Below are 26844 nucleotides of genomic sequence, written 5' to 3'. Positions count from 1 at the left end.
GGGCCAGCCTTGTCGGCTGGCCCCTCTTTTTTATTGTTGCTTAGCGCCCTGATCAGGGATGGCTCTGCGTCTCTTTGATAAGCGGCAGTTGAGCCTTGATCCATGCCGGATTGCAATAGGTCCCCCAGTCGCAGGCCTGACTCGACATCATTTCAGGGATAGCTCAACGTCTCTTTGATAAGCGGCAGTTGAGCCTTGATCCACGCCGGGTTGATGGGGCCCCAGTCGCTGATACGGTAGTGTCCCTGGAGGTGGCGAGCTCCCTCGGTCTGCTCGAAGGCGCAGCTGATATCGAGTTCGGCCAGCGCGCTCAGGGTATCTTGCGCGGTGCGGCGCGGCATGCCGGTCGCCTCCATGATGGCAGGCACCGTATCTGTGCCCTGGCTGATCAGCCAGGCCACGTAGAGCCGCCGGTAAAAGCTGGTGCGGGTCTTGCTCGGCTCACTCATATCTCGTCCTCAAGACGATCGAAGTAGCGCCAGGTCGCAATGGCTGCTTTGCCCATCACCAGTGCCCAGAGGCCGAACCAGAACCAGCGGAAGAAGCTCCAGGTGGAGGCGTCAGGTTCCGTGCTCTCGATCTTGGTGACGTTGGGGAACATGGAGAACATGTTCACGCGCCAGCCGTAGGAGGTGATGATGGCCAGGCGTTTCTCGAACTCCATCGACTTGGCCTTGGCCTGGACGTCGGCGGCGTTGAACTTGAAGTAGAGGGGCCAGCCCCACTCGGTATCTTCATTGCGAAACACCCGGATCTTCTCGCCGGGGCGCTCGGTGTAGATGTAATAGACGTCGGTGGTGGGGCCGTCAGCCGGGTTTTTCTGGCTGATGGGGCCATCCTTGTCGGTGCGCTTCACCTCGACCCCGGTGATGGTAGCGATGGTGTGCTCCGGCAGGTAGTAGTCGAGCCAGGCGGCGGAAATGAGGGCGATGAGCCCCAGTGCGATAAAAGCGGGTTTCTTGAATCTCAGGCTCATGGTGTGCTCACGTGAGGGGGAGTAACGTGCCTCTACCATACCGATATTTGACAGGGCAGCCCAGCCCCTTATGGCACCAACGGCCAAAAAATGGCGTTTAAAACAGAGACAAAGCCATTGCTCCATCAACAAGAAAGGCCCTTGCGGGCCTTTTTGTCTGGTTCACTTTGTGCGCTTACAGCTGGAATTGGGCCAGCTGTTTGCGTTGCTGCTCGGCGAGCTGGGAGAGTTCGTTGCTGGCACTGGCGCTCTGGCTGATGCCGGCGGAGCTCTGGCTCACGATCTCGTGAATATTGGTGATGTTGCGGTTGATGTCGGCAGTGACGCAGGACTGCTCCTCGGCGGCGGTGGCGACCTGGGCGTTGGCGTCGTTGATCTGGCGCACGGCACCGGTAATGCCGCTTAGCAGATCCTGCACCTGAGCCGACAAGCGCTGGTTATGGCTGAGGATCTCCAGGGTCTCCTGCACGCCGTTGTTGGCGGATTGGGACTGGCTCTGCAGCCGCTCGATGATGGTCTGGATCTCCTTGGTGGAGTCCTGGGTACGGGCTGCCAGCATTCTCACTTCGTCGGCCACCACCGCAAAACCACGACCCGTTTCACCGGCACGGGCCGCTTCGATGGCGGCATTGAGCGCCAGCAGGTTGGTCTGCTCGGAGATCCCCTGAATCACTTCAATTACCTTGCCGATCTGCTCGGACTGGGATTTGAGCTGAGCCACGATGGCGGCGGCATCTTCCAGACTGCTCGCCATCCGGCTGTTGGCGGCAATGCTTTCGGTAAAGAGGGCGAGCCCCTGTTCGACCCGGCCATTGGCATCCCGCGCCAGCTCATCGGCGATGGCTGCGTTGTGGTTGACGTTGTCAGCGGTGCTGGAGAGTTCGGTCACGGCGGAGGCGACCTGTTCGATCTCGCAGTGTTGCTGCTTTGCATTGGCCTCGGACTGGGTCATCACGGCGGCCAGCTCGGTGGCGGCGGAGGCGACGCTGTTGCTGATCCCGGTCAGGTTCTCGATGGTGCTACCAAGTTGCCCCAGAGTGAGGTTGATATCTTTGGCCAGACGGGTCAGCTCGTTGTTGCCTTCCGCTTTGGCGCGCACGTTGAAGCGCCCTTGCGCCACGGCGTGCATCACCTCTTGCAACTGACCGATGGGGCTGACGATACGGCCGGAGAGGACCCAGCCACAGATCAGCGCCGCCAGCAGGGTACCGGCGGTGAGCAGCAGGGTACGCAGCAGGGTGGCGTCGTAGTGGGCCTGCTCTTCGGCCAGCTCTTGCTGGATCAGCTGGTTGATGTGGGCGGACATGCTGTCGATCTGTTTGATCAGCTGTTCACCCAGCTCGCGGAAATGGAGGCGAGCCGCCTCGTAGGCGACCGGATCGCCGCCACCCTGATGTTTTTGCGCCAGCAGCGGCAGCATGTTGCTGCGGGTATGGCTGAGGTAGGCCTGCAGGGCGGCAGCGACCTGACGGTTATCCTGCTCGGCACCGGGGAGCACCAGACGGCCGAGGATGGTATTGATCTCCTGCTCGGCGCTGTTGAGGTTTGCGGGCAGTGCGGTAAACAGCTTGGCATCGTAGAGGCCATAGATGGCGCTGGTGCGCAGCCGGTAGGTGGCGTGGATCAGTTTGGCAATATCGTCCTTGTGCTGGACCACGGTCTGGGTCGTCTCATCTATGTCATTGATGGCTTCATCCAAACCCTGTTTGCTGATGGCGATCATCACCATCATCAGCAGGCTGGCCAGCAGCAAAGGTATCAAGACCTGGACACGTATTGATAGATTATTCAATGACATAAATGGCTCTAATCCGGAATTGGAGGAGCCGACATCTTACACATGCACGTCAGGAGCTGTCACAGGCTTTTATTGCTGAAATGTGCTGAAGAAAAGGTTTTTTCTTGTGAGAAAGGAGCCATTTAGGCATTGTTGAGCGCTTTATCCCCTGAATATGTGGTACAACTGGCTGGGTTGTGTCAATCCTGTCCCGTTTTCGTGATTTCCCGCTCTCGTCATATGGAGGTGTGTTGTGTCCAGCTGGATCGATCCGGCCATTCTGGCTCTGTTTATCCCGACCTTTTTCTTTGTCTCGGTGACCCCCGGCATGTGCATGACCCTGTCGATGACCCTGGGGATGAGCCTGGGGGTGCGCCGCACCCTGCACATGATGTGGGGGGAGCTGATCGGTGTCGGGCTGGTCTCGGTGCTGTCGGTGATCGGGGTGGCAGCCATCATGCTCAACTATCCGGGGATCTTCGCCGCCTTCAAATATGTGGGGGGCGCCTATCTGGTGTGGCTTGGCATCCAGATGTGGCAGGCTAAAGGGAAGATGGCCATTCCGGCGGATCTCTCGGCCGGTCAACAGACCAGCGCCATGGGGTTGGCGCTGCAGGGCTTTGTCACCGCCATCGCCAACCCCAAAGGGTGGGCCTTCATGATCTCCCTGCTGCCCCCCTTTATCTCTGCCGACAAGCCGATGGCGCCGCAGATCAGCGCGCTGGTGGCGCTGATCCTGGTCATCGAGTTCTCCTGCCTGCTGCTCTACGCCAGCGGCGGCCGCACCCTGCGCCACTTCCTTGCCAAGAGCGGCAACGTCACCCTGATGAACCGCATCGCCGGTACCCTGATGCTGGGGGTGGGAGTCTGGCTGGCGCTCGGGTAAGAGCCGTCAGTGACCCTCGCCACAAAAGAAAAATGCCACCGCTCGGTGGCATTTTTTATGGGCGCCGAGTGGCTCAGCGAGGCTTGAAACGCTCAACCCATGGGTTGGCGGTGAGGCCGTGCAGGATGACGCTCAATATGATGGTGCAGAGCACGGTGGCGATGATGGGGCGCTGGCCAATCAGGGCAGGCTCGTTTTGCAGCACCATCACCGCAAAGACGATACTGGCAAGGCCCCGCGGGCCGAACCAGCCGATAAAGAGCTTGAGCTCGGGCTTGAGGCCGGTGCCGATGAGGCTCAGCCAAACCGGCACCATCCGCAGCAGGGTGAGGCTGGCAATGGCATAGAGCCAGTATTGCCAGTGCAGCAGCTCCGGCAGAATGGGCATCAGGGTTGCACCAAATACCATCCAGATCACCACGGAGAGCAGGTCGCCGTAGCCTTCGCAGCTGTCCATATAGGCGTGCTTGTGTTCGCCGAGGCGGTGGCCGATAAAGAGGCCGCCGACAAAGGCGGCGATAAAGCCGCTTCCCCCCAGACTCTGTGCCAGCGCAAAGCAGAGCAGGGCCAGGCCCGGCATGGTGAGCTGACGCCAGAGTGGCAGTTGCCAGCCATTGAGATAGGAGATCTTCAGCAGCCGGATGGTGAGGCTGGTCAGCACAAAGGCGACCAGCAGGCCAATGCCGATCTCCTCCAGCATCAGGGTGATAGCCAGAGTGGCGGTGCCTGCGTGCTGCTCGGTGGGGGCGATAAGGGCCAGCAGCAGAAGCAGCACCGGTACGCAGATGCCGTCGTTGAGGCCGCTCTCCTGATTGAGCCCTTCACGCACCGGTGCCGGCACCGCGGGGTTACTGACCACCGCTTTGCCGAGCGCTGCATCGGTGGGGGCAAGAATGGTGGAGAGGATGGCCATCTCCAGCAGTGGCAAGTCGGGGAAGATCCAGTGGCCAAACAGGGCGCCACAAAGCAGGGTGAGGGGCAGGCCAATCAGCAAAAGCCGGATGGGGAGTTGGCGGTTGGCCAGCAATACCTGCCAGTTGGTGTTGGCGGCATCGTTGAACAGCACAATAACCAGCGTCAGCTCGGCCAGCAGCTTGATGCCGGCGCTGTCGATAGAGAGGGAGAGCAGCTCCAGCCCTCCCGGCCCCAGCAACCAGCCGGTCAGCAGAAAGAGCAGGGGGCCATTGACCAGTTTTGATTCAAAGCGCCCCGCGATCAGGCTGTAGATCAGCAAGAAGGCGGCGATCACTGCCAGATTCTGGTAAAGCAGGTGTGCATCCATACAACCTCCTTTCTGCCCCCCGCAGGGGTGGTTTAGTCGGTCAGGCAGTCGGGGTCGAACACATACTCCCCGTCCAGCCAGCGCACGATTTCGTCTACGCAGGATTGGTCACGAAACGGCAGATAGCGCGCCTTGAGGGCGGCAATCTGCTCGGGGGTGAGCTGGGCCAGCCCCAGATCCTGAAACAGCGGCAGGTCGGCCTCGATCATCGCCGAGATCTGCGGGCCGCAGGTGGCGTTGAGGGCGGCATGCAGCGCCTTGTCGGGGTCGTACTGTTTGCCGAGCCGGTAGCTCATTGGCAGGGTAGCGAGGGGCAGGGCGGAGAGCGCCGCCTGCTTCATCGGGTTGACCGCATGGCCGGCGAGCAGATCCGCCAGCTCGGCGGGGCGGTTCTCGAAGGCGCGCAGGTGCAGGTAGCTGCTCGCCTTGCTGCCATCGTTAACCGGGTAGTTGTCCCACAGGAAGGGCTTGCGGCCGAGCAGTTCGGTCACCTGCTTGAGGTGACTGGCTGGATATTCGCTGGAGCAGACCTTGGGGCCGGTCCAGAAGATCTCGAAACGGCGATCGAGCTGCTCGCCAAGCTCCTCCAGATAGCGGGGAGGCATGGCGCCAAACACCTTCTCCAGCACCGGATCGGTCGAGTAGTAGCTGGGGCAGAAGATGAGGCGGGTCGCCTTGCTGTGGGCCGCGATGTCGTGGGCGATGGTGAGCTGGTGACGGGCCAGATCCGGGGTATCCCCCTTCATGTCGTCAAACAGCACTGCCAGAATATCGGGCTGCAGCATCTCGTCGATGAGGCGCACTTTTTCGAGCAGCGCCGAGCGTTTGCGATCGTAGTCGTGATGAGCCCCCATGGGGCTCAAGCCCACCCCGAAGGCGAGCCCGTTGGCGCGGCACTGGCGCGCCAGCTCGGCGAGATCGGCCAGCTGCTGCTCGGGCCAGGGGAGGGCCCAGTGCTTGCGCAGATAGCCATCCTCTTTTGGGGCGTAGATATAGAAGCCGTAACCGTGGCGCGGCAGCCACTGGGCGTAGCGGGCGCGGGCCTGCCAGCTCCATCCCTTGCCAAAAAAGCCTTCAATGACCCCCAGATTGGCAGCGGGGGGCAGGGGGCCGGACAGCAAACTTTGATATGGCATAACTCTCTCCCTTCTTGCTGGGGACTTGATACGGGACGGTCGGTCAGACCGGGTCCTCTTCCTGAAAGCGCACCCCGATCTTGCCCGGCACGCTCTCGTCCATTTCGGCCACGGTCCAGATCAGGCCCTGCCATTCGATGTTGTCACCGACCACCAGATTATCGCCCAACTGGCTGGCAATAAAATCGCCCAGTGTCTGATCCGCCACCTCGCTCACATCCAGCCCGTAAAGAGGGGCGAGATCCACCAGTCGTGCCGCCGCTTCCAGCAGGAAGTCACCGAAGAAGCGGGGGCCGAGATCCTGCTCCGGCGCCTGACTGAACAGCTGACCGAGGGCGGGGAGGTCACGCTCGTGACCGATCACGCAGAGGATGTCATCGGCCTGCAGACAGGTACTACCCGAGGGGTGGAGCAGCTCGCGGCCTCGAAACAGGGCGCAGATCCGGGTGCCGGCGGGCATCTGCAGATCCCGCAGTGGCGAGCCGATGCACCACTTCTCCTCCCCCAGCTGGTAGACGAAGGTCTCCCACTGGCTGTCGAGATCGATCTCGAGTCCGGAGCGGTTGATGGGCGACGGTGGTGCAGGTACTTCCACCCGCGCCAGTTTTGATGCCAGCGGTAGCGAGCTGCCCTGCAAAATCAGCGAGACCAGCACCACGAAGAAGGCGACGTTGAAGTAGAGCTGGGCGTTGGGCAGCCCCGCCATCATCGGGAACACCGCCAGAATGATGGGCACCGCGCCGCGCAGGCCAACCCAGGAGATAAACCAGCGCTCGCGGGGGGCGAAGTTCTTGAACGGCAGCAGCCCGATCCAGACCGACACCGGGCGGGCAAACAGGATCATCCACATCGCCAGCGCCAGCGCGGGCAGGGCGATGGGCAGCAGCTTGTGGGGTGAGGCGAGCAGCCCCAGCACCAGAAACATGCCGATTTGGCTGAGCCAGGTCAGACCGTCCAGCACCGACAATGTGGTGCTGCGGCTGCGCAGGGCGAGGTTACCGAGCAACAGACCGGTGAGATAGATGGCGAGAATGCCGCTGCCACCCACCGCCGTGGTGAGGGCGAAGATCAGCAGACCGCCGCTGACGGTGAGCAGCGGATAGAGCCCCGGCGCCAAGCGGGCGGTGTTGATGAGGCGCCACAGCAGCCAGCCGCCGCCAAGGCCAATCCCGGCGCCAAGGCCAAACTGCTTGACCAGTTGCAGCAGCAGGAACCCCCCATCCAGCCCTTGCTGGGCGGTGGCGAGCACCTCGATGAGGGTGACGGTGAGAAACACTGCCATGGGGTCGTTGCTGCCTGACTCTATCTCCAGAGTGGCGCTCACCCGCTCGTTGAGGCTGCGCCCGCCAAGCAAGGAGAAGACCGCCGCGGCATCGGTGGAGCCGACGATGGCGCCGATCAGCATCCCCTGCATCAGGTTGAGGTCAAACAGCCAGGCTGCGGCAAGCCCCGTCAGGCCGGTGGTGATAGCCACCCCGACCGTCGCCAGCGACAGGGCAGGCCAGAGCGCCACCCGGAACGAGGAGACCCGGGTGCGCATGCCGCCGTCGAGCAGAATGATGGCGAGCGCCAGGTTGCCCACCAGATAGGCGATGGAGTAGTCAGCGAAGTGGATGCCACCGGGGCCATCCTCACCGGCCAGCATGCCGACGGCGAGGAAGATAACCAGAATGGGAATACCGAGGCGGGAAGAGAGGGCGCTCAACAGTACGCTGGCTCCCACCAACAGGGCAGCGACAAAAAAGAAACTGTTGATGGTAGCGGCATCCAAGGGCGAACTCCTTCCTGGTAATGTGCAAAGTAGGCACATTATATGCAGTTAGGCCCCCCTTGTGTGGCTTATTTGTGCATCAATTTGCACTTTCTTACATTTTTCATCCCTTTTTTCAGCATGGCCGCGCCATATTCTGACTGTGACGGGGTTAACGAAAGCGGAGTCAAAGGAGCGTCGATTTCAAGGATGCGCAGGGAGGATAGGGCGGGGAAAAGCGAAACGGCACAGCAGAGGGAGAGGGGAGCACAAGGGCGCTCCCCAAGGGATGGGGCGGGATTCAGTCGTCCTCGTCATCCTTCACTTCGCGGATCTTGTCCTTGTAGTTGGGCAACTGCTTCTCCAGCCGTTTCATGTCTTTGATGGCATTGAGAAACAGCCCGAGCAGGAACAGCAGCGGCAACCCTATCCACAGCCAGAGATTCATGGGATTTTCCTTTCGTCAGGACAGGTGGTGACATAACGGGCCAAAATTTCATCAAGGTTGGCCAATATGGTCGACTTGCCTTCAATATCCGCCTGTTGCAGACAAAGCGCCAGTGCCGCGGGATCGAGCCGCTGCTCATCGGACTCCAGCGAGAAGCTGATATGCCAGGGCTCGTAGGCGACGCCGCTCTCTGCCCCGACCGGCTTGGCATAAGGGAGGAAGAAGCCGAAGTCGCTCATATGATCGCTGAGCCACTCGCTGAGATCAGCAAACCAGCCCCCGGCTTCATACTCCCACGGCTCCAGCGCCAGTTTGGTATCGGCGGGCAAACAGTCCGGGTCGTAGATGTCGAGATCGGTCCCCCAGTGGTGACGGCTGGTGCCGGGCAGGGCACTCCAGCGCAGGATGGCGTGCAGCCGCTCCACCTCGCTTAGTTGCAGGGCATCGATGGGCTGACTGTTGGTATCGAGCAGCGGTCGTTCGCCGCGCCACTTGCCATTCCAGATGGCGAGCTGGCGCTCGAAGCTGCGCCAGCTGGAGGCCGCCTGCAGGTTGAACCCCTCATAGGCGGCCGCCACCTGCATGTCGTTGAAGGCCGCCGCGGTGGCGGCGGTCAGCCGATGAGGGCCGCGCCCCACCAGAACAAGGTGGCTCTCGTCGAGCCCCAGCAGTTGTTCCTGCGTCATGCCAGCAATCTCTCGAGCACCCCTTGATACATGTCCGCCAGCAGATCCAGATCGTCCGCCTTCACGCACTCGTTCACCTTGTGAATGGTGGCGTTGACCGGCCCGAGCTCAATCACCTCGGCGCCGGTGGGGGCGATAAAGCGCCCGTCGGAGGTGCCACCAGTGGTGAGCAGGGCCGGTCGCTGACCGTTCACCGCCTCGATGGCTGCCACAGCCGCATCGAGCAGCGCGCCGGTATCGGTGAGGAAAGGTTGGCCGGAGAGGGTCCAGTTCAGCTGATAATCGAGGCCATGTTTATCCAGCAGCGCCTCGACCCGCTCACGGATATCCATGTCGGTCAGTTCGGTACTGAAGCGGAAGTTGAACTGCACCTGCAGCTCGCCCGGAATGACGTTGGAGGCGCCGGTGCCGGCCGAGATGTTGGCGATCTGGAAGCTGGTGGGGGGGAAGTAGGCGTTGCCCTCATCCCACACGGTGGCAGCGAGTTCCGCCAGCGCTGGCGCGGCTTTGTGAATGGGGTTGTCCGCCAGATGGGGATAGGCCACATGGCCCTGCACCCCGCGCACCAGCAGATCACCGGTGATGGAGCCGCGGCGGCCATTTTTCACCACATCGCCGACCACGGCGGTAGAGGAGGGCTCGCCGACGATGCACCAGCGGATCTTCTCGTTGCGGGCCTCCAGGGTGTCGATCACCCGGGTGGTGCCATTGATAAAGGGCCCCTCTTCATCGGAGGTGATGAGAAAGGCGATGGACCCGGTGTGATCCGGATGCTGGGCGACGAAGCGCTCGACCGCCACCACCATGGAAGCCAGCGAGCCCTTCATGTCGGCGGCGCCGCGCCCATAGAGCACGCCATCCTTGATGGTCGGCTCGAACGGCGGGGTGTGCCATTTGTCCAGCGGCCCGGCGGGCACCACGTCGGTGTGACCGGCGAAGCAGAACAGCGGCCCCTCGCTGCCGCGGCGTGCCCAGAGGTTGGTGGTGTCCTCAAACACCATGGGCTCGATGACAAACCCGAGCTTGGCTAGGCGCTCCGCCATCAGGGTCTGGCACCCTTCATCGAGGGGGGTAACGGAGGGGCGGCGGATCAGATCCTTGGCCAGTGCGATGACATCCGACATCAGTTGTCCTTAGTTGTCCTTAACGGGAGAAGAGGGATTGGTAGTGATCAGCCTTGAAACCCAGGGTCAGTTCGCCGTCACGGTCGAGCAGCGGGCGCTTGATCATGGCCGGATGTTCCAGCAGCAGGGCGCGCGCCTTGGCTGTGTCGAGTCCCTGTTTGGCCTCATCCGGCAGGGCGCGGAAGGTGGTACCGCGGCTGTTGAGCAGGGCTTCCCAGCCGAGTTGTGCCAGCCAGCTGTCCAGATCGTCCGGGTTCAGGCCGTCGGCGCGGTGGTCGTGAAAGCGGTAGTCGATACCGGCCTCATCCAGCCACTTGCGGGCTTTCTTGATGGTGTCGCAGTTCTTGATGCCATAGAGGGTGATGGCCATGGGGAGTCCTTCTCTTGTGGGCGCTGGCCGTGGCTGCGCCCGAAAATCCGAATCAACAGAGTGCAAGGGCCCGATTCTGGCATTGTGGCAATCCCATGGCAACGCCGATGGTCCGGCTCGCGGGTTTTACCGGAACTGGTCACACCTGAACGGCGTTTTTGAGATCAAGATCAGAAGCGGTGCGGTGGGTATGCCCGATGGGATGGTGATTGCGGAGAAAAGCCGCTATTGCAGGAGAAAAAGAGAAAGGACAAACGCCAGATAGCCAAAACGCGCCAGCGGGCGCGTTTTGGTAGGCATGATCAAGCACCTCAATCAGTGCAGGGTGGTCCACTCATGGTCAAAGACCCGGGCCCGTTCCCAAGGTGCATCAGGCAGGCTGGAAGAGAGGCCAGTGTATTTGCCCACGTCGTCCACCACGATGGCGGAGAGGATCGGCAGGTTGTTTTCGGTGCAGTACATGCGGATGCGTTGCAGCAGGGTGCGCAGTTCATCCTGGCACTGCTCCAGCCCGGCCTGCTTGGCCAGTTTGGAGTAACGAATGGTAGTGCGTTCCTTTGCAGACTCGACGAGGATGTCCCACAGCTTGTAGTCGCAGGTCGAAGCACCTGCGGTGGCTTGGCTTGTCATAACTCTCTCCGGCGCGAAATGGTCGCTATATGTCGAAGCGCATCTTCGCCAGTTCGGCGCCGTCATATGTTGATCCAACGCAAAAAAGAGGGGAGTCGCGTCACACAATTCCCGGATATGGGGTGATAAAGGTTTTCCGGCAGTTGAAATAACGAAAAATTGTTACATGGCCGACATATTATGCTAATGAATCACGGTGACGGCACCTTTATTGATAGGGATCAAAGGCAAACAGTGGTCAGATCACTAGATTTCGCTCTTCGATAAATTTATCAGGAGTGAATATTGGAACTTTTATTCGTCTTGCTCGTTCTGGTCGCCGTGGTCTACGGCATTATCAAGGATTACAACCCGCAGGCGGTGCTGGCGCTGGCGGGCATGGCCATTTTTGCGGTGGCCTACTGGCTGGGGCTGCACCCCATTCTCCCCGCTGACAAGAGCACCGGTTTCGCCCTGTTCGACCTGTTCGAAGTGTTCAAGGGGATCTTCTCCTACCGCGCGGCGGGCCTCGGCCTCACCATCATGGCGGTGGCGGGTTTTGCCACCTACATGTCCCATATCGGTGCCTCTCAGGCGCTGGTGCGGGTGGCGGTCAAACCGGTGGCGGGCATCCAGTCCAGCTACCTGATGCTCTCCATCTGCTATCTGGTGGCGGTATTCGTCTCCCTGTTCGTCACCTCCGCTACCGGCCTTGGTCTGCTGTTGATGGTCACCATGTATCCGGTGATGCGCAACCTCGGCATCAGCCCGGCCTCCGCTTGTGGCGTCATCGCCACCTCCCAGGCGTTCGAGATTGGCCCGACCCAGACCAACGCCATCTTCTCCGCCGGTCAATCCGGCATGGATCCGACCAGCTATTTTGTCGACTACCAGATCTGGCTGGTGGCCCCCATGCTGCTGGTGACCATGGTGCTGCACTTCTTCTGGCAGCGTCACTGCGATCGCAAGGATGGCTGGGATCCGGCGCTCCATCGCGGCGATCACGCCGAGCTGGACGAGCAGGGCACCGAGAGCGTGCAGGCGCCCACCTGGTATGCCCTGCTGCCGATCATCCCCTTCGTGCTGATGATGACCTTCTCCAAGCTGCTGGTGAGCGACATCAAGATGAGCGTGGAGGTGGCCATGCTGCTGTCGGTCTTTATCGGCATGCTGTGCGAGCTGCTGCGTAGCCGCTCGGTGCGTACCGCGTTTGCCGGGCTGTCGAGCTTCCTCGATGGCATGGGCAAGGTGTTTGGCCCCGTGGTGGCGCTCATCGTCTGTGCCGAGCTGTTTGCCGAATCTCTCAAGGCCATCGGCGCCATCGATACCCTGCTGCACTCTGCCAGCAATGCCGGTATCGGCAGCGGTCTGATGACCCTGGTGATGGTGGCGCTGATCATGGTGGCGGCGGTCATCATGGGCTCCGGCAATGCGGCGTTCCTAAGCTTCTCGACCCTGGCACCGGCGGTGGCAGCCAAGTTTGGCGTACCGGCGGTGACCATGCTGCTGCCGATGCAGCTCGCTTCCAGTATCGGCCGTACCGTCTCTCCCATCGCGGCTGTGCTGATCGCCTGTGCGGGGATTGCCAAGGTATCGCCCTTTACCGTGGTCAAGCGCACCAGCGTGCCGATGGCGGGGGCGCTGGTGACGGCGCTGACCCTCAATTATCTGCTGTTCATGTAGTGATGTGGGTTATGTAGTGGTGTTTGGAATTTACCGGTCGGGCGGGTGGCATGGCTGCCCGCCTTTTTCTCACTGTGTCGCATTGTTGCAATAGACGATCGGCCATCAACGCTGATTGTTGCATGGAGAAGATAATGACAGTTGTAAAGAGCCCGTTTTCCCTCGATAGCTATCTGGCCGATCTGGCCCCGCTCATCAACCTCGATTGCGGTACTCGCACCCCGGCCGGGGTGGCGAAAGTGGCCGACATCATGACCGAGAAATATGAGGCCATCGGCTGGCAGGTGACCCGCCACCAGTTCGCTGCCGAGTGCGGCCCCTGCCTCGAGATCACCAATGCGCCGGGTGCCGATCACTACGACGTGATGCTGTGCGGCCACATGGATACCGTCTTCCCCGAGGGAACTGCAGCCAAGCGCCCGCTGAAAATCGAAGGCAATCAAGCCTTTGGTCCCGGTGTATCGGACATGAAGAGCGGCCTGCTCTCTATCTGGTATGCCCTCAAAGAGATGGATCCGGCATTGCTTGCCAAGCTTAAGGTGCTGGTCTGCTACAACTGCGACGAAGAGATTGGCTCCCCCTGGTCCAAGGATTGGCTGGTGAAAAAAGCCAAACAGAGTGGCTGCGTGCTGGTGGCCGAGGCAGCCCGTCCCAACGGGGATCTTATCAGCGCCCGCAAGGGCAATGCCAAGTACCGCATCACCTTCCATGGCAAGGCGTCCCACGCCGGTTCGGCCCTGACCGAAGGGGTCTCTGCAATCACAGAACTCGCTCATTGGGTGCTGGCCATCAACGAGCAGGTCAATATGGAGACCGGCACCACCATGAACGTCGGCGTGGTACAGGGCGGCACCGGCGTTAACGTGGTGCCGGACTTTGCCGAGGCGATCGTCGATCTGCGCTTCTGGAGCAACGAAGAGGCCGCTGCGGTACACGATCGGCTCACCTTTATGGCCAACAACCCCTTCCTTGCGGGCTGTCGGGTCGAGGTAGATCGCCAGACCTTCAAGCCGGCGATGCGCCCGAGCGGTGACACCGAGGCGCTGATGGCGCTGGTGGAGGCGGCAGCCAAGGAGGAGGGGATCCCCTTCAACTGGCTGGAGGCCGGTGGCGGCTCGGATGCCAACTTCACCGCCGCCGCGGGGGTGCCGTCGCTGGATGGCTTCGGCCCCATGGGTGGTGGTTTCCACTCGGAGGCGGAGTTCCTGCTGCTCGACAGCATCGAGCCGCGCATCCGCCTGCTGCAGCGGGTGCTGGGCAAGCTGACGAAATAAGCCGGTTTATCCCTTGTTCGGGTCGTCATGGCCCGCTCAAAACTGGTCCGCTCAAATCCAAACGGGAGGCTGCTGCCTCCCGTTTTTTTATCTCGATTTTTCGCGCGCTAAGTGAGTTGGCTGCTTGCTTGAGGCCGTTACCTCTGTGGCTCGGCCAGATAGGCCAGGTGATCCTGCCGCGCCACCTGCCAGCCATCGAGGCGCAGCGGGGCGGCAAAGCCCGGGCCGTCGGTCACCATGGTGTGGTACTCCCCCTGCTCGCCGCAGGCATCGAAGTCCTCGCGCTCGGCCAGTTGTTGTAGCTCGCAGAGGGTGGCGGCATCGAGGGTGCGCCCAGTCCACTCGGGAGCCAGCACCCGGGTATCGACGCAGGAGAGGTGGGCGACGATGCCGCGGGCCAGCAGATCCGCCAGCAAGGCTTGACGAGATTGCTGCCAGAGCGGGGTGTGGACGGTGAGCCCCAGCGGCTGGCAGCGTTCGCGGATCCAGTTTGGTGCGCCCCCCACGCTGTCGATATCGCCGGTGACTACGCCATCGAGTTGCCACTCCTCCCTGAGCCGTGCCAGTGCCCGCTCATAACCGAGATCGAACGGCGCTTCTATGGTGACCAGCAGATGGGGCAGCTCGAGGGCTTCCGCCTGACGGCGCACCAGCGGCAAGGGGTGAGCGAGAAATCGGGGCTCTGGCGGGGCAAAGGTGGCCAGTGCCACCACCTGGTGACCCGCTTGGCGGGCATGACAGAGGGCCAGCATGGCATCTTTGCCGCCGCTCCAGAGCAGGATGACGCGAGACATGGATGAGATTCCGATGGTGAACGAGGGGGCATGCTACCCAGCGGCGGGGGCAGAGGTAAAGGCATAGTGTCCGGAAATTGCGGCGGGGAAAGGGTTGAGGTAACTGAGCTGGGAAAAAAGCAGGCCCCCGAAGCGGGGGCCTGTATTGCAATAGCGTGGTAAACGCCGCTGCGATTAGAGCAGGATGCTGGTCAGGATAAAGCCCAGCGAGCAGGAGGTCACCACCCCGATCAGCCCCGGAATGATGAAGCTGTGGTTGATGATGAACTTGCCGATGCGGGTGGTGCCGGAGCGGTCGAAACCGATACAGGCCAGATCGCTCGGGTAGGTTGGCAGCACGAAGTAGCCGTAGCTCGCCGGCAGGAAGGCGATCAGCAGCTTCGGCTCCACACCCAGCGCCAGACCCATGGGGGCGATGGCGGTGAGGGCGGCGGCCTGGCTGTTTACCAGCTTGGAGATGAGGAACAGCACTAGGGCGTAGGTCCAGGGCTGGGCCTGTACCACATGGGCCAGGGTCTCTTTGAGCAGCGGCATGTGGGCCTGGAAGAAGGTCTCACTCATCCAGGCAACCCCGAATACGGAGAAGATGGCGACCATGCCTGCCTTGAAGACGGCACCGTTGGCGATCTCGCCCGGCTTGACCTTGCAGCGCATCAGGATGATGGCACCGGCGATCAGCATCATCATCTGGATCACCAAGTTCATGGAGAGCGGGCCGGTCTTGTCCTTGATGGTGAACACCGGACGCAGACCTTCGTTGGCACCGAGCAATACCACGGCAGCGATGGCGGCGAAGAAGATCCAGGTAGACCAGTAGGCCTCTTTCGGGAACTTGGTGTTGAGCAGGGTTTCACCACCGCCGTAGATGAAGGCACGCTGCTCCGGGTCTTTGATCTTGGCCTGGAACTCTTCGTCCTTGTCCAGATCCTTGCCGCGACGCAGGCTCCACAGGGCCGCCACGATGACACCGGTCAGGGAGGAGGGGATGGCGATCATCAGGATGTCGAGCAGGCCGTAAGCCTGACCGATACCGTGACCGGCCGCCAGAATGGAGACCATGGAGACCACGGCAACGGAGACCGGGGAGGCGCAGATGGCCATCTGGGAGGCAACGGAGGCTACGGCCATCGGGCGCTCGGGACGGATGTTCTTCTGCAGCGCGATGTCAGCGATGATGGGGAACATGGTGTAGACCACGTGGCCGGTACCGCACAGGAAGGTGAGGGTCCAGGTGGTCAGCGGCGCCAGGATAGTGATGTATTGCGGGTGACGGCGCAGCAGACGCTCGGCCACTTGCATCATCAGGTTGAGGCCACCGGCAGTCTGCAGGGTGGCGGCACAGCCGATCACCGCCAGAATGGTCAGCATTACCTGAACAGGCGGTTCGCCCGGCACCAGGCCGAAGACGAAGGTCAGCAGGAAGAGACCGATACCACTGATGAGACCGAGTCCCATGCCCCCAAAGCGGGTACCCAGCAGCAAGCAACCGAGTACCACTAAAAATTCCATCAAGATCATTCCGTTACCTCGTGTGATTCAACCCATATTGCCGCGGGTAGCCTGAACCATGAATTGTCATTGTCTGTTTTATTTAGCCCAAAAGGGTTAGTTGCTATTCTGCTCCCCTGAAAAAGTGAAAAAATTGAGTTACTTCAATAACTCGATGAATTTTTGATTAAACCACTTAAAAACCACGTACTAACAAAAACATCATTTTTGTCACCAAGTGGTATCACTCGGGGCCAAGCCATCAGGTGGTCATGGTGGCAGCACAGAGCGGTAACAGGGCGGCAGGGGAGGGGCATAAAAAGGGCTCGATTGCGGCAGAAGAGGGTGAAAAAGCCAGCGCTCAGGCTATTTTTGCCAGCAAGGGCTGACTTCGGCGGGTTGGCTCACTTGGCCGCAGGGCCTTGCTGCAGATAGCGGCGCTGATAATCCTCGCTCAGCTTGGCAATATCCAATCTGGCAATGGCCTGTGCCACCCGTTGCTGCAACGCCTGCTGGTCGGGACGAAACATGATGTGCAGGCTCTTGTGTTCGAGGATCTTCGGGTGAAATTGCAATCCGGCGCTGCTCAGCTTGCGATCATGGTTGATGAGCCAGTGAAAGACATCCCGATCGATCACCGCCAGATCGAGCCGGTCGCGCTGCAATTTGCGCAGGTTGAGCAGGTCCGCATCGACGGCGGCAGTGTTGAGGCGCTTGCTGGCCATCAGGGCATCGAATTCACGGGTGTTGACGTACCCCTCCACCACGCCGATCCGGTAGGGGGCGAGATCCGTGAGCTGCTGCCAGGGGATGGGGGGGCCTGAGCGCTGCGCCATGCCCAGCACGCTGTCGCCCACGCTGGGGGAGCTGCGCCACAGGGTCGGCAGGGTGTCGGAGAGGTACTCGGGAAAATAGCCGCTATAAGGCTGGGTCGGGTCGGCCGCCAGGCGCACTGCCCGCTGCCAGGGATAGAAGTCGAACGTCACTTCCAGTCCCGCTTCGGCAAAGGCGCGTTTGACGATATGACCGGTGAGGCCGCCATCGGGCAGGCTCTGGCTTGTGTAGGGGGGCCACTCCAGGGTGGTCAGACGAACGGGCTCGGCCCACAGTTGAACAGGCATGCAGGACAGCAATAGCGAAAGCAGCAGGCGATATCCCATAGGCGACGAGTTCCTTGTGCCGATTGATCCTGAGTATCACCCATAACGGTGACAATAAAAAAGCCGACCCGCAGGTCGGCTTTTGCAATGCAGTGGCAAGATGCCGCTGATCAGAACTCGGCGGTACGCGGAGTACGCGGGAACGGGATCACGTCGCGGACGTTGCCCATGCCGGTCACGTAGACCACCAGACGCTCGAAGCCCAGACCGAAGCCGGAGTGCGGCACGGTACCGAAGCGACGCAGGTCGCGGTACCACCAGTAATCTTCCTTGTTCAGGCCCATCTCGGCCAGGCGGGCATCCAGCACGTCCAGACGCTCTTCACGCTGGGAACCACCGATGATCTCGCCGATGCCCGGTGCCAGTACGTCCATCGCGGCAACGGTCTTGCCGTCGTCGTTGAGGCGCATGTAGAAGGCTTTGATATCTTTCGGGTAGTTCTTCACCACCACCGGAGACTTGAAGTGTTCCTCGGCCAGATAGCGCTCGTGCTCGGAGGAGAGATCGATACCCCAGGAGACCGGGAACTCGAACTTCTTGCCGCAGTTTTTCAGCACTTCGATGGCGTCGGTGTAGTCGATCTGGGCGAAGTCGGAGGAGACGAAACGCTCCAGACGGCCGATGGCATCCTTGTCCACGTGCTGGGCGAAGAACTCCAGATCGTCGCGACGCTCGGTCAGTACGGCGTTGAAGACATACTTCAGCATGGCTTCGGCCAGTGCGGCGTTATCTTCCAGATCGTTGAAGGCCACTTCCGGCTCAACCATCCAGAACTCGGCCAGGTGGCGGCTGGTGTTGGAGTTTTCAGCGCGGAAGGTCGGGCCGAAGGTGTAGACCTTGGAGAGGGCGCAGGCATAGGTTTCGGCGTTCAGCTGGCCGGATACGGTTAGGAAAGCCTCTTTGCCAAAGAAATCTTCGTTGTAGTCCACCTTGCCGGCGTCGGTGCGCGGCAGGTTTTCCATGTCCAGAGTGGAGACGCGGAACATCTCGCCGGCACCTTCGGTGTCGGAAGCGGTGATGAGCGGGGTCGCAACCCAGAGGAAACCCTCTTCGTGGAAGAAGCGGTGGATGGCTTGCGCCAGGCAGTGACGAACGCGGGTCACGGCGCCAACAATGTTGGTGCGCGGGCGCAGGTGAGCCTGTTCACGCAGGTATTCGATGCTGTGGCGCTTGGCGGCCATCGGGTAGGTGTCCGGATCTTCGACCCAACCGACTACCTTCACCTCGGTCGCCTGCAGTTCGAAAGCCTGGCCGCTGCCCTGAGAGGCGGCAACCACGCCGGTCACTTCCACGGAGCAGGCAGTGGTCAGACGCAGCACTTCATTCTCGTAATTGGCCAGGGTATTGGGGACAACTGCCTGTACCGGATGGAAACAGGAGCCATCGGAAATGGCCAAAAATGAGATCCCCGCCTTGGAATCACGGCGAGTCCGGATCCACCCTTTGACAGTTTGGGTGGTGCCGACCGGATACTTACCGGCCAGCACATCTACTACGGATGCGTGCGTCATCGAAATATTGTCTCCAGCTTGTTCTTGCAGCGCTATTTGCAACACTAGGGAGTCTGGCCCGGGCACAGATGGCCCACCATGGCAGACTAAGCCGTCAATCTTACCCGCGCGGGTTTGATAAACAAGCAAAAATGTCGGACTCTGGTGGGGTTTTCGGCATGGTTCACTCAACAAGAGTGTCACGGGCGCAGGAGAGGTGGGTGAAAGAGCGGCGGCATGGGCCAGATTGGCTGACACGGGTGTTGCAGGGGCTGGTGATGCTCTGCTGGGGCGGCTTTATCGTGCTGCTCTCCCTTTACCACTATGCCCGGCCCGAAATTGCCTACGGTTTTCTGGTCTATGGCGGGATCGAGGTGCGCGATTATTGGGACCCGGCCCTTACCCCCTGGCTGGTCTACGGGCTCTGGAGCTGTTGTGCCCTGACGCTGGCGGTGTTGCTGCTGGAGCGCAAGCGCAGCCGCCGTCAGGATGACTCCCGGCATGTCAATCTGGCCATCCTGCTATTGGTGCTGATCGCCAGCTTGCTCTTCTACTACGTCGGTTAAGCGCCCGCCTCAGCGGGGCTGATCCGGCTCCTGCCTGCTGGCCTTGGTGCGCTTGCCGAGCTGGCGCTCCACGCTGTCGAGCATCTGGTTGTAGGCCACCGCCACCCGGCCAATCTCGTCACCGTCATCCCCCTCCAGCCGGTGTCCGAAGTCGTGCAAGTCAGTCGCCTCTTCCATGGAGCGGGTCAACTGGTTGAGAGGGCGCACGATCCAGGTGCGGATGACCCAGAGGGTCAGCAGCAGTCCCATCCCGAAGATGCCGGTGAGGATCAGCGCCGAGGTGAGGATATTCTGCTCGACCCGGGTAAACAGCGAATCGAGGGAGTAGTCAAAGCGCACGGCCCCTAACACAGTGTTCTCCGGCACCAGATGACAGCTGGTGCAGTCGGTGCCGCGAAAATCCTTCTTGGCCAGTAGCGGTCGGGTCACCACCAGACGGCTGTGCATGCCGTTGTGCACCACCTCCAGACTCCCTTTGCCCGCCAGAGCCAGCTCATCAAACTCATCCTTTACCTGCTCTGTCTCCCGTCCCGGCCCGAACTGTTTGCTCACCGCATCGCCACGGACGATGCGGGCATCCTCCACATGGGCATGGTCGAGAAACTTGCCGCGCAGGGTATCACGGGCATCCATCTTGCCGGTCAGCATCAGCATGTTGAGGCCGTCGAAATAGGCTTCGGTCTGCTCGCGGCTCTGCTCCTTGATGAGGGTCAGGATGAGATCGCGCTCGCGCACCGCCTGATAGGCTGCGGAGAAGACCAGTACCATGGAGAAGATGAAGAGCAGGAAAAAGTTGATTTTGGCAGCAATGGAGAGGCGCATGAGCAGTCTTTCTTGATAGTAAAACTGCAGCAGTTTACCCCTCTTGGGGCCTCAGGTCTGGTGTTTTGCTCACATTACGGCAAGTGAAACTGCACTGAAGTGGATAAAGTTGCCCTCTTTATATATCAAATGCGGGTAGTCAAACGGGCGGCTGTGATGGCCGCCCGCTGCATGCCTTAAAACTCGCCTTCGGCGATGGCCTGACGGATGGCGCCGGTCAATACCCGCAGCTCTTCAGGGGTGATGACGAAGGGGGGCATCAGGTAGACCAGCTTGCCAAAGGGGCGGATCCAGGCGCCCAGTTCGACAAATTTGCGCTGGATGCGCGCCACATCCACCCGCTCTTTCATCTCCACCACCCCGATGGCGCCGAGCACCCGCACATCCGCGACCGCCGGGTGCAGGGTCAGCTCTACCAGTTCTGTTCGCAGCTGATGCTCGATGGTGCGCACCCGCTCCTGCCAAGGTGAGGCCAGCAGCAACTCGATGGAGGCGTTGGCCACCGCGCAGGCGAGCGGGTTGCCCATAAAAGTGGGGCCGTGCATAAAGACCCCCGCCTTACCGTCACAGATGGTGCGTGCGACATGCTCGGTGGTCAGGGTCGCAGAGAGGGTGAGATAGCCCCCGGTAAGCGCCTTGCCCAGACACATGATGTCGGGGCTGATCCCCGCCCAGTCGCAGGCAAACAGCTGGCCGGTGCGGCCAAAGCCGGTGGCAATCTCGTCAGCTATGAGCAGCACGCCGAACTCGTCGCACAGGGCGCGTACCCACTGCAGATAGCGGGGGTGATAGAAGCGCATGCCGCCAGCGCCCTGCACTATGGGCTCAAGCACGATGGCGGCGATCTCCTCGTGATGATCGGCCATGAGTGTCGCCAGCTCCACCACGCACTGCTCGTCCCACTCGGCGTGGAAGCGGCAGCTGGGCGCGTCGACAAAATGGTGCTCCGGCAGGAATCCCTTGTAGAGCTCATGCATGCCGCCATCGGGATCGCAGACGCTCATGGCGCCAAAGGTGTCGCCGTGATAGCCGCTGCGCAGGGCGACAAATTTGGCTCTGGGCGTCCCCTTGGCATGCCAGTACTGCTGGGCCATCTTGAGCGCCACTTCCACTGCCACCGAGCCGGAATCGGCCAGAAATACCCGATCAAGCCCCTTCGGAGTGATCTCCACCAGCTTGCGGCAGAGCTCGACCGCCGGGGCGTGGGTGAGGCCGCCAAACATCACGTGGGACATCTTGCCGAGCTGGGCGGTGGCGGCGGCGTCCAGCTCCGGCACCTGATAGCCGTGCACGCAAGCCCACCAGGAGCTCATGCCATCCACCAGTTCACGGCCGTCGCTGAGAGTGATCTTCACCCCTTTGGCGCTGGCCACTTCATAGCAGGGCAGGGGGTGAGTGAGTGAGGTATAGGGGTGCCAGATGTGGTGCAGGTCGAATTCTTGATTGGTCATTTGTTGTTCTGTTGTCAATTGGTTTAATCTGGTCGGTGTTGACAGTCTACGCGTGCTCTCTACACTAGCCAACAATTTCAGCCACTTGGCACTGCGCATCACCCTGAGCGCACGGGCCCGGCGGCGGGTTTTGTGGCCGTCCATCCCAAGATGGCGGGCGCAGGATCCCACTAATAACAACCGGAAGCCATGTATGAATGCTCTCACCGCGGGCGGTCACGCCCTTCGTCATGACTGGACCCTCGCCGAGGTTCAGGCCCTGTTTGCCCTGCCATTCAACGATCTGCTGTTTCAGGCCCAGACTGTCCACCGCGCCCACTTTGACCCGAATGAAGTGCAGGTGAGCACCTTGCTCTCCATCAAGACCGGCGCCTGCCCGGAAGATTGCAAATACTGCCCCCAGAGCGCCCGTTACCACACCGGGCTCGAAGCTGAGCGGCTGATGGAGGTGGAGAAGGTGCTGGAGCGGGCCCGCGAAGCCAAGGCCAACGGCTCGTCCCGGTTCTGCATGGGGGCCGCCTGGCGCAACCCCAAAGAGAAGGACATGCCCTACATCATCCGGATGATCGAGGAGGTGCGCGGGCTGGGGATGGAGACCTGCATGACGCTCGGGATGCTCACCGCCGATCAGGCGGCGCGTCTGGGGGCCGCGGGGCTCGATTACTACAACCACAACCTCGACACCTCGCCGGAGTTCTACGGCGAGATCATCTCCACCCGCACCTATCAGGACCGGCTCGATACTCTGGAGCATGTGCGCGGTGCCGGCATGAAGGTCTGCTCCGGCGGTATCGTCGGCATGGGCGAGCAGGCCAAGGATCGAGCGGGCCTGTTGATGGCGCTCGCCAACCTGCCCCGTCACCCCGAAAGTGTGCCCATCAACATGCTGGTCAAGGTGAAGGGAACGCCGCTGGAGAACGAGGAGAACCTCGATCCATTCGAATTTATCCGCACCATCGCGGTGGCGCGGATCATGATGCCCGCCTCCCATGTGCGCCTCTCTGCCGGGCGGGAGAAGATGAACGAGCAGATGCAGGCCATGTGCTTTATGGCCGGGGCCAACTCCATTTTCTATGGCTGCAAGTTGCTGACCACTCCCAACCCGGACGAGAACAGCGACATGCAGCTGTTCAAGCGACTCGGTATTCGTCCCGCCCAGCGGGCCCAGAAACCGGATCAGGTTCAAGAAGAGGAGCTGCTGGCCGAGGTGAGTCGCCAGAGCGAGCCCACCGAGATGTTTTATGACGCCACCCGCCCCCGTGCAGGGGCTGCGCGGTCATGAACGGCCCTGCAGTAACGGGCCCCTTTGTATTGGGCACGGCGCTGGCCGAGCGCGAGCAGGTGGGTCTGCTGCGCAACCGCATCGCGACCGACGGGGCGAGTGGCGGGCGGCTCAAGGTTGCGGGGTTCGACTACCTCAACTTTTCCGCCAACGACTATCTGGGACTGGCAGAACACGGCGCCATCAAGGCTGCCTTCAACGCGGGGATTGAGCGTTATGGCACGGGCTCCGGCGCCTCGCCGCTGGTGACCGGGTACAGCCGTGCCCACCAACAGCTTGAGGAGACCCTGGCCGAGTGGCTCGGGGTGGAGGCGGTGCTGCTGTTCAACTGCGGTTTTTCGGCCAATCAGGCGGTGCTCAAAGCGCTGCTCGGCAAGGAGCATCTGCTGTGGCAGGACAAACTCAACCACGCCTCTTTGCAGGAGATGGGCAGCCAGCTCCCTTGCAAGATGAAGCGTTTTGCCCACAACGATATGGCGGCCCTTGAGCGGCAGCTTGAGCCCAATCGCGGATTGATTGTGTCGGAAGGGGTGTTCAGCATGGACGGGGATCAGGCCCCTTGGCGCGAGCTTGCAACGATCGCAGCCCGGAGCGGCAACTGGCTGATGATCGACGATGCCCACGGTCTTGGTGTGCTGGGGCCTGAGGGGCGCGGCACGCTGGCGGCGCAGGGGGTTGCTCCTGCCAGCGTACACATCCAGATGGGCACTTTTGGCAAGGCGCTTGGCGTCGCTGGCGCTTTTGTCGGTGGCAGCCGCGAGCTGGTGGAGTATCTGGTCAACTTCGCCCGCCACTATGTCTACAGCACCCATATGCCCGCCGCGCAGGCTTGCGCGGTCAGCAAGAGCATCGAACTGGTGCGCACGGCTGATGAGTCCCGCACCCATCTTGGCCAGCTGATCGCTCGCTTCCGGCAAGGGGCAGAGGATCAGGGTTGGCAACTTGGTGCCAGCAATACCCCGATCCAGCCGCTGCTGGTGGGGGAGAGCAGTGTTGCCCTGCAACTGGCTGAACGGCTGCGGGAGCGCGGCGTCTGGGTGAGCGCCATCCGCCCGCCCACGGTGCCAGTCGGTACGGCCCGGCTGCGCATTACCCTGAGCGCGGCTCACCGCGAGCAGGATCTGGATCGCTTGCTCGATGCCTTGGGGGTCTGCCCTGCAGTTACAACGCTTGGGGAGACTCACCATGGCTGAGCGTTTTCAAACGGTGGACAAGGCGCAGCTTGCTCGCCGTTTCGGCGCCGCCGCTCGTCATTACGATGCCCACGCCCGCTTTCAGCAGGAGGTGGGTCAGGCGCTGCTGGGATGGATGCCGAGCAGGCCGGTTGGCACTGATCTGACGGTGAGCGGGCTGGATCTGGGCTGCGGTACCGGCTTTTTCTTGCCCCAACTGGCGAACCGTTGTCATCAGCTGGTGGGACTGGATCTTGCCCCCGGCATGCTGGCGCAGGCCGCCTTGCGTGACAGCGGTGCTCGCCTGCTCTGCGGCGATGCGGAGCAGCTTCCTTTTGCCGACAGCACGTTCGACTGGGTTTTCTCCAGTCTGGCGCTGCAGTGGTGCGAGCGTCCGGCCCAGGCTTTCGGCGAGTTGCTGCGGGTGGTCAAAACGGGCGGCCAGATCTTTTTCTCGACCCTGCTCGATGAGTCGCTCTGGCAGTTGCGAGCCGCCTGGCAGCAGCTTGATGGTCGCGCCCATGTCAATCGCTTCCTCAGCCTGCCACAATTGGAGCAGGCGCTGGCTAGCGCCGGGGTATCTGCTCCCGAGCTGCGTTGTATCACCTGGGATCTCGCCTATCTTGAATTGCCGCAATTGTTGCGCGATCTCAAGGGGATTGGGGCCAATCAGGTCAATGACAATCAGGGGAGTGCCGCCCCGGCCGGTCTGAGCGGTCGCGCCAGATTGCAGCAGCTGGCTCAGGCGTATGAGGCGTTTCGCCAGCCCGATGGCAGGCTGGTCGCCAGTTATCGGGTGTGCCTCGGCCGTCTCAGCAAGCCTTGCTGAGCGCCGGGAATCGCAGTGTGTGCAGGGTAGTCAACGGGCCCTGCCAAGGAGAGAACCGTATGAAATCATTCTTTATCACCGGCACCGATACCGATGTAGGCAAGACGCTGGTGGCGCGCACCCTGCTGCGCGAATTCAGCGCACAGGGAATCAAGTGTGCGGGTTACAAGCCGGTCTCGGCCGGATGTGCTCGCACTCCGGACGGGCTGCGCAACCTGGATGCCGTTCTGTTGCAGGAGGCGGCGAGCCTGCCGCTGCCCTATGAGGTGGTCAATCCGTTCGCCTATGAGCCGCCGATTGCACCCCACATTGCCGCCAGCGAGGCGCGCCAGCCTATCACCATGCAGGGGTTGAGCGAGGGGCTACGCAAGATTGAACAGGCCGGGGCCGAACTGGCAGTAGTGGAAGGTGCGGGGGGCTGGTATTTGCCGCTCGATCGCAAGCATCTGCTGTCGGACTGGGTCAAGCAGGAGAACATGGCGGTGATTATGGTGGTGGGGGCCAAGCTGGGTTGCCTCAACCATGCGCTGCTCACCTTTGCCGCCATTCGCAATGATCAGCTGCCGGTGGCGGGGTGGGTAATTAATCGGCTCCATGGTTCCATGAGCCATTATCAGGAAAATCTGGACACCCTGAGGGGCTTGCTGCCAGCCCCCTTCCTCGGCGAAATTCCGTTTATAAACAATCCGCTTGAAGCCGATTTGCAGGGGCGTCTTGATATCTCGCCGCTACTTTGACGGCATATTCAGCGAACATTCATCGAATCTCCCTAGAATGTCGACATTAACATGATCAGGTGGGGATCCCGAGTGATCCCCGGTCATGTCCCTTATCTTCACAAGGAGTCTATATGAAGCGAATTATGCTATTCCTGGTGACCAACCTGGCCGTCATGCTGGTGCTGGGGGTGGTACTCAATATCCTGTTCTCGGTTCTGGGGATCAACAAGTCCAGCATTTCCGGGCTGTTGGTGTTCTGTGCCGTGTTCGGTTTTGGGGGTTCCTTTATCTCCTTGCTGATGTCCAAGTGGATGGCCAAGCGCAGCTATGGCGTCCAGGTCATCGAGCAACCCCGTAACGAGACCGAGCACTGGCTGGTGAGCACTGTGGCCCGTCAGGCCCGCGAAGCGGGTATCAAGATGCCGGAAGTGGGGATCTACGACTCTCCCGAGATGAACGCCTTTGCGACCGGCGCTCGCCGCGATGATTCGCTGGTGGCGGTCTCCTCCGGCCTGCTCTACAGCATGAGCCGTGACGAGGCGGAAGCGGTACTGGCCCACGAGGTGAGCCACGTGGCCAATGGCGACATGGTGACCCTGACCCTGATCCAGGGTGTAGTGAACACCTTCGTGATGTTCTTCGCCCGTATCGTGGCTGGCGTGATCAGCAACTTCTTCAGCTCCAACAACGAGGAAGAGAGCAGCAGTACCGGCGGTTTTGCCTACATGATCACCGTGTTCGTGCTGGAGATGCTGTTCGGCATTCTGGCCTCCATCATCGTCATGTGGTTCAGCCGTCAGCGTGAGTTCCGTGCCGATGCCGGTGCCGCCAAGTTGGCCGGTCGTGACAAGATGATTGCCGCCCTTGAGCGCCTCTCCCGCGGTGCCGAGCCTCAGCTGGAAGGCTCCATGATGGCCTTTGGCATCAACGGCAAGCGCTCCATGAGCGAGCTGTTCATGAGCCACCCGCCCATCGAGCAGCGCATCGCCGCCCTGCGTGGTTGATAGATGCTGGATGACAGGGGATAACCCCGCATAAAAAACGGCTGCCTTCGGGCAGCCGTTTTGCTT

The 26844-nt window shown here is 61.2% G+C and carries 26 protein-coding genes; 9 read left to right on the top strand and 17 right to left on the bottom strand.

Annotated elements, in window-relative coordinates; translation table 11 throughout:
- Positions 1-152: 152 nt before the first annotated feature.
- The 3 genes from AB5Z05_RS03065 to AB5Z05_RS03055 all read right to left on the bottom strand — a co-directional run bounded on the left by AB5Z05_RS03065 (position 153) and on the right by AB5Z05_RS03055 (position 2774).
- Positions 153-449 (bottom strand): helix-turn-helix domain-containing protein, encoded by a 297-nt coding sequence (locus AB5Z05_RS03065; protein ID WP_005344341.1) that lies wholly within the window; start codon positions 447-449, stop codon positions 153-155.
- The gene (locus AB5Z05_RS03060) at positions 446-976 is read right to left on the bottom strand and encodes a DUF1523 family protein (RefSeq protein ID WP_368150077.1); all 531 of its coding nucleotides are present in this window, start codon (positions 974-976) and stop codon (positions 446-448) included. Before AB5Z05_RS03060 ends, AB5Z05_RS03065 begins: the two co-directional genes overlap by 4 nt.
- A 175-nt stretch (positions 977-1151) precedes the next feature.
- Entirely contained in the window at positions 1152-2774 is a 1623-nt protein-coding gene (locus AB5Z05_RS03055) for a methyl-accepting chemotaxis protein (protein WP_368150076.1), read from the bottom strand.
- Between the two features lie 232 nt (positions 2775-3006).
- On the opposite strand from AB5Z05_RS03055, the gene AB5Z05_RS03050 reads away from it, so the two are divergent.
- Positions 3007-3639 carry a LysE family translocator gene (locus AB5Z05_RS03050; protein ID WP_005344345.1) on the top strand — a complete coding sequence of 211 codons (633 nt, stop codon included), beginning with the start codon at positions 3007-3009 and terminating at the stop codon, positions 3637-3639.
- Positions 3640-3712: 73 nt separating this feature from the next.
- Here AB5Z05_RS03050 and AB5Z05_RS03045 read toward each other — a convergent pair whose 3' ends face one another.
- From AB5Z05_RS03045 to AB5Z05_RS03010, 8 genes are all read right to left on the bottom strand, one after another.
- Positions 3713-4921, bottom strand: coding sequence for a cation:proton antiporter (locus tag AB5Z05_RS03045; RefSeq protein WP_368150075.1), 1209 nt, complete (start codon positions 4919-4921; stop codon positions 3713-3715).
- Between the two features lie 32 nt (positions 4922-4953).
- Positions 4954-6057, bottom strand: coding sequence for a beta-N-acetylglucosaminidase domain-containing protein (locus tag AB5Z05_RS03040; protein WP_335839265.1), 1104 nt, complete (start codon positions 6055-6057; stop codon positions 4954-4956).
- Positions 6058-6100: 43 nt separating this feature from the next.
- Positions 6101-7828: a potassium/proton antiporter gene (locus tag AB5Z05_RS03035; RefSeq protein ID WP_107684155.1), complete on the bottom strand. Its 1728-nt coding sequence runs from the start codon at positions 7826-7828 to the stop codon at positions 6101-6103.
- Positions 7829-8108: 280 nt separating this feature from the next.
- Positions 8109-8255 (bottom strand): hypothetical protein, encoded by a 147-nt coding sequence (locus tag AB5Z05_RS03030; RefSeq protein WP_005337933.1) that lies wholly within the window; start codon positions 8253-8255, stop codon positions 8109-8111.
- The gene (locus AB5Z05_RS03025; protein ID WP_368150074.1) at positions 8252-8941 is read right to left on the bottom strand and encodes a M15 family metallopeptidase; all 690 of its coding nucleotides are present in this window, start codon (positions 8939-8941) and stop codon (positions 8252-8254) included. The genes AB5Z05_RS03030 and AB5Z05_RS03025 overlap by 4 nt, the downstream gene beginning before the upstream one ends.
- Positions 8938-10065, bottom strand: a complete 1128-nt coding sequence (gene dapE, locus AB5Z05_RS03020) for a succinyl-diaminopimelate desuccinylase (protein ID WP_368150073.1) — start codon at positions 10063-10065, stop codon at positions 8938-8940. Before dapE ends, AB5Z05_RS03025 begins: the two co-directional genes overlap by 4 nt.
- A gap of 19 nt (positions 10066-10084) precedes the next feature.
- Positions 10085-10435: an ArsC family reductase gene (locus AB5Z05_RS03015; protein WP_005344356.1), complete on the bottom strand. Its 351-nt coding sequence runs from the start codon at positions 10433-10435 to the stop codon at positions 10085-10087.
- 315 nt (positions 10436-10750) lie between these two features.
- Positions 10751-11065: a hypothetical protein gene (locus AB5Z05_RS03010; RefSeq protein ID WP_005337929.1), complete on the bottom strand. Its 315-nt coding sequence runs from the start codon at positions 11063-11065 to the stop codon at positions 10751-10753.
- A 285-nt stretch (positions 11066-11350) separates the two neighbouring features.
- Here AB5Z05_RS03010 and dcuC point away from each other — a divergent pair, with 285 nt between their 5' ends.
- Positions 11351-12727: a C4-dicarboxylate transporter DcuC gene (gene dcuC / locus AB5Z05_RS03005; protein WP_005350454.1), complete on the top strand. Its 1377-nt coding sequence runs from the start codon at positions 11351-11353 to the stop codon at positions 12725-12727.
- 134 nt (positions 12728-12861) lie between these two features.
- Positions 12862-14001 (top strand): M20 family metallopeptidase, encoded by a 1140-nt coding sequence (locus tag AB5Z05_RS03000; RefSeq protein WP_368150072.1) that lies wholly within the window; start codon positions 12862-12864, stop codon positions 13999-14001.
- Between the two features lie 137 nt (positions 14002-14138).
- On the opposite strand, the gene AB5Z05_RS02995 is transcribed toward AB5Z05_RS03000, so the two are convergent.
- The 4 genes from AB5Z05_RS02995 to asnS form a co-directional block, all read right to left on the bottom strand.
- The gene (locus AB5Z05_RS02995) at positions 14139-14795 is read right to left on the bottom strand and encodes a hypothetical protein (RefSeq protein ID WP_368150071.1); all 657 of its coding nucleotides are present in this window, start codon (positions 14793-14795) and stop codon (positions 14139-14141) included.
- A gap of 174 nt (positions 14796-14969) precedes the next feature.
- Positions 14970-16313 carry an anaerobic C4-dicarboxylate transporter gene (locus AB5Z05_RS02990; RefSeq protein WP_005337916.1) on the bottom strand — a complete coding sequence of 448 codons (1344 nt, stop codon included), beginning with the start codon at positions 16311-16313 and terminating at the stop codon, positions 14970-14972.
- Between the two features lie 374 nt (positions 16314-16687).
- The gene (locus AB5Z05_RS02985; protein ID WP_368150070.1) at positions 16688-17443 is read right to left on the bottom strand and encodes a substrate-binding periplasmic protein; all 756 of its coding nucleotides are present in this window, start codon (positions 17441-17443) and stop codon (positions 16688-16690) included.
- 110 nt (positions 17444-17553) lie between these two features.
- Entirely contained in the window at positions 17554-18954 is a 1401-nt protein-coding gene (asnS, locus tag AB5Z05_RS02980) for an asparagine--tRNA ligase (RefSeq protein WP_043818544.1), read from the bottom strand.
- Positions 18955-19154: 200 nt separating this feature from the next.
- Between asnS and AB5Z05_RS02975 the strand changes: the two genes are divergently transcribed.
- Entirely contained in the window at positions 19155-19499 is a 345-nt protein-coding gene (locus tag AB5Z05_RS02975) for a hypothetical protein (RefSeq protein WP_267529068.1), read from the top strand.
- Between the two features lie 9 nt (positions 19500-19508).
- Here the strand turns inward: AB5Z05_RS02975 and AB5Z05_RS02970 are convergent, their stop codons facing one another.
- Both AB5Z05_RS02970 and bioA read right to left on the bottom strand, forming a co-directional pair.
- A complete protein-coding gene (locus AB5Z05_RS02970) occupies positions 19509-20321 on the bottom strand; it encodes a HAMP domain-containing protein (protein WP_005350472.1) in 813 nt (270 codons plus the stop codon).
- A gap of 176 nt (positions 20322-20497) precedes the next feature.
- Positions 20498-21772: an adenosylmethionine--8-amino-7-oxononanoate transaminase gene (gene bioA / locus AB5Z05_RS02965; RefSeq protein WP_368150069.1), complete on the bottom strand. Its 1275-nt coding sequence runs from the start codon at positions 21770-21772 to the stop codon at positions 20498-20500.
- A 193-nt stretch (positions 21773-21965) separates the two neighbouring features.
- Between bioA and bioB the strand changes: the two genes are divergently transcribed.
- The 5 genes from bioB to htpX all read left to right on the top strand — a co-directional run bounded on the left by bioB (position 21966) and on the right by htpX (position 26778).
- Entirely contained in the window at positions 21966-23054 is a 1089-nt protein-coding gene (gene bioB / locus AB5Z05_RS02960) for a biotin synthase BioB (protein WP_064338334.1), read from the top strand.
- On the top strand, positions 23051-24247 hold the full coding sequence (bioF, locus tag AB5Z05_RS02955; protein WP_368150068.1) for an 8-amino-7-oxononanoate synthase: 1197 nt from the start codon (positions 23051-23053) through the stop codon (positions 24245-24247). Before bioB ends, bioF begins: the two co-directional genes overlap by 4 nt.
- Complete coding sequence (gene bioC, locus AB5Z05_RS02950; protein ID WP_368150067.1) at positions 24240-25055, top strand: malonyl-ACP O-methyltransferase BioC; 816 nt, start codon at positions 24240-24242, stop codon at positions 25053-25055. Before bioF ends, bioC begins: the two co-directional genes overlap by 8 nt.
- Before the next feature lie 59 nt (positions 25056-25114).
- Entirely contained in the window at positions 25115-25792 is a 678-nt protein-coding gene (bioD, locus tag AB5Z05_RS02945; protein WP_005337893.1) for a dethiobiotin synthase, read from the top strand.
- 113 nt (positions 25793-25905) lie between these two features.
- Positions 25906-26778 (top strand): protease HtpX, encoded by an 873-nt coding sequence (htpX, locus tag AB5Z05_RS02940; protein ID WP_005337890.1) that lies wholly within the window; start codon positions 25906-25908, stop codon positions 26776-26778.
- Positions 26779-26844: the final 66 nt, after the last annotated feature.

The organism is Aeromonas sp. R2-4 (assembly GCF_040908365.1).
GTDB classification, from domain to species: domain Bacteria; phylum Pseudomonadota; class Gammaproteobacteria; order Enterobacterales; family Aeromonadaceae; genus Aeromonas; species Aeromonas veronii.
Note: the sequence above shows the minus strand (reverse complement) of the source record. Positions and strands in the feature narration are given on the sequence as shown.

Coding starts and splice junctions, on each gene's coding strand:
- AB5Z05_RS03010 (WP_005337929.1), bottom strand. CDS start 11,065: ATGACAAGCCAAGCCACCGCAGGTGCTTCGACCTGCGACTACAAGCTG.
- AB5Z05_RS03055 (WP_368150076.1), bottom strand. CDS start 2,774: ATGTCATTGAATAATCTATCAATACGTGTCCAGGTCTTGATACCTTTG.
- AB5Z05_RS03040 (WP_335839265.1), bottom strand. CDS start 6,057: ATGCCATATCAAAGTTTGCTGTCCGGCCCCCTGCCCCCCGCTGCCAAT.
- bioF (WP_368150068.1), top strand. CDS start 23,051: ATGAACGGCCCTGCAGTAACGGGCCCCTTTGTATTGGGCACGGCGCTG.
- AB5Z05_RS03000 (WP_368150072.1), top strand. CDS start 12,862: ATGACAGTTGTAAAGAGCCCGTTTTCCCTCGATAGCTATCTGGCCGAT.
- AB5Z05_RS03045 (WP_368150075.1), bottom strand. CDS start 4,921: ATGGATGCACACCTGCTTTACCAGAATCTGGCAGTGATCGCCGCCTTC.
- AB5Z05_RS03030 (WP_005337933.1), bottom strand. CDS start 8,255: ATGAATCTCTGGCTGTGGATAGGGTTGCCGCTGCTGTTCCTGCTCGGG.
- bioC (WP_368150067.1), top strand. CDS start 24,240: ATGGCTGAGCGTTTTCAAACGGTGGACAAGGCGCAGCTTGCTCGCCGT.
- AB5Z05_RS03065 (WP_005344341.1), bottom strand. CDS start 449: ATGAGTGAGCCGAGCAAGACCCGCACCAGCTTTTACCGGCGGCTCTAC.
- htpX (WP_005337890.1), top strand. CDS start 25,906: ATGAAGCGAATTATGCTATTCCTGGTGACCAACCTGGCCGTCATGCTG.
- AB5Z05_RS02990 (WP_005337916.1), bottom strand. CDS start 16,313: ATGATCTTGATGGAATTTTTAGTGGTACTCGGTTGCTTGCTGCTGGGT.
- AB5Z05_RS03015 (WP_005344356.1), bottom strand. CDS start 10,435: ATGGCCATCACCCTCTATGGCATCAAGAACTGCGACACCATCAAGAAA.
- bioA (WP_368150069.1), bottom strand. CDS start 21,772: ATGACCAATCAAGAATTCGACCTGCACCACATCTGGCACCCCTATACC.
- AB5Z05_RS02995 (WP_368150071.1), bottom strand. CDS start 14,795: ATGTCTCGCGTCATCCTGCTCTGGAGCGGCGGCAAAGATGCCATGCTG.
- bioB (WP_064338334.1), top strand. CDS start 21,966: ATGAATGCTCTCACCGCGGGCGGTCACGCCCTTCGTCATGACTGGACC.
- AB5Z05_RS03025 (WP_368150074.1), bottom strand. CDS start 8,941: ATGACGCAGGAACAACTGCTGGGGCTCGACGAGAGCCACCTTGTTCTG.
- bioD (WP_005337893.1), top strand. CDS start 25,115: ATGAAATCATTCTTTATCACCGGCACCGATACCGATGTAGGCAAGACG.
- dapE (WP_368150073.1), bottom strand. CDS start 10,065: ATGTCGGATGTCATCGCACTGGCCAAGGATCTGATCCGCCGCCCCTCC.
- AB5Z05_RS02970 (WP_005350472.1), bottom strand. CDS start 20,321: ATGCGCCTCTCCATTGCTGCCAAAATCAACTTTTTCCTGCTCTTCATC.
- AB5Z05_RS02985 (WP_368150070.1), bottom strand. CDS start 17,443: ATGGGATATCGCCTGCTGCTTTCGCTATTGCTGTCCTGCATGCCTGTT.
- AB5Z05_RS03060 (WP_368150077.1), bottom strand. CDS start 976: ATGAGCCTGAGATTCAAGAAACCCGCTTTTATCGCACTGGGGCTCATC.
- asnS (WP_043818544.1), bottom strand. CDS start 18,954: ATGACGCACGCATCCGTAGTAGATGTGCTGGCCGGTAAGTATCCGGTC.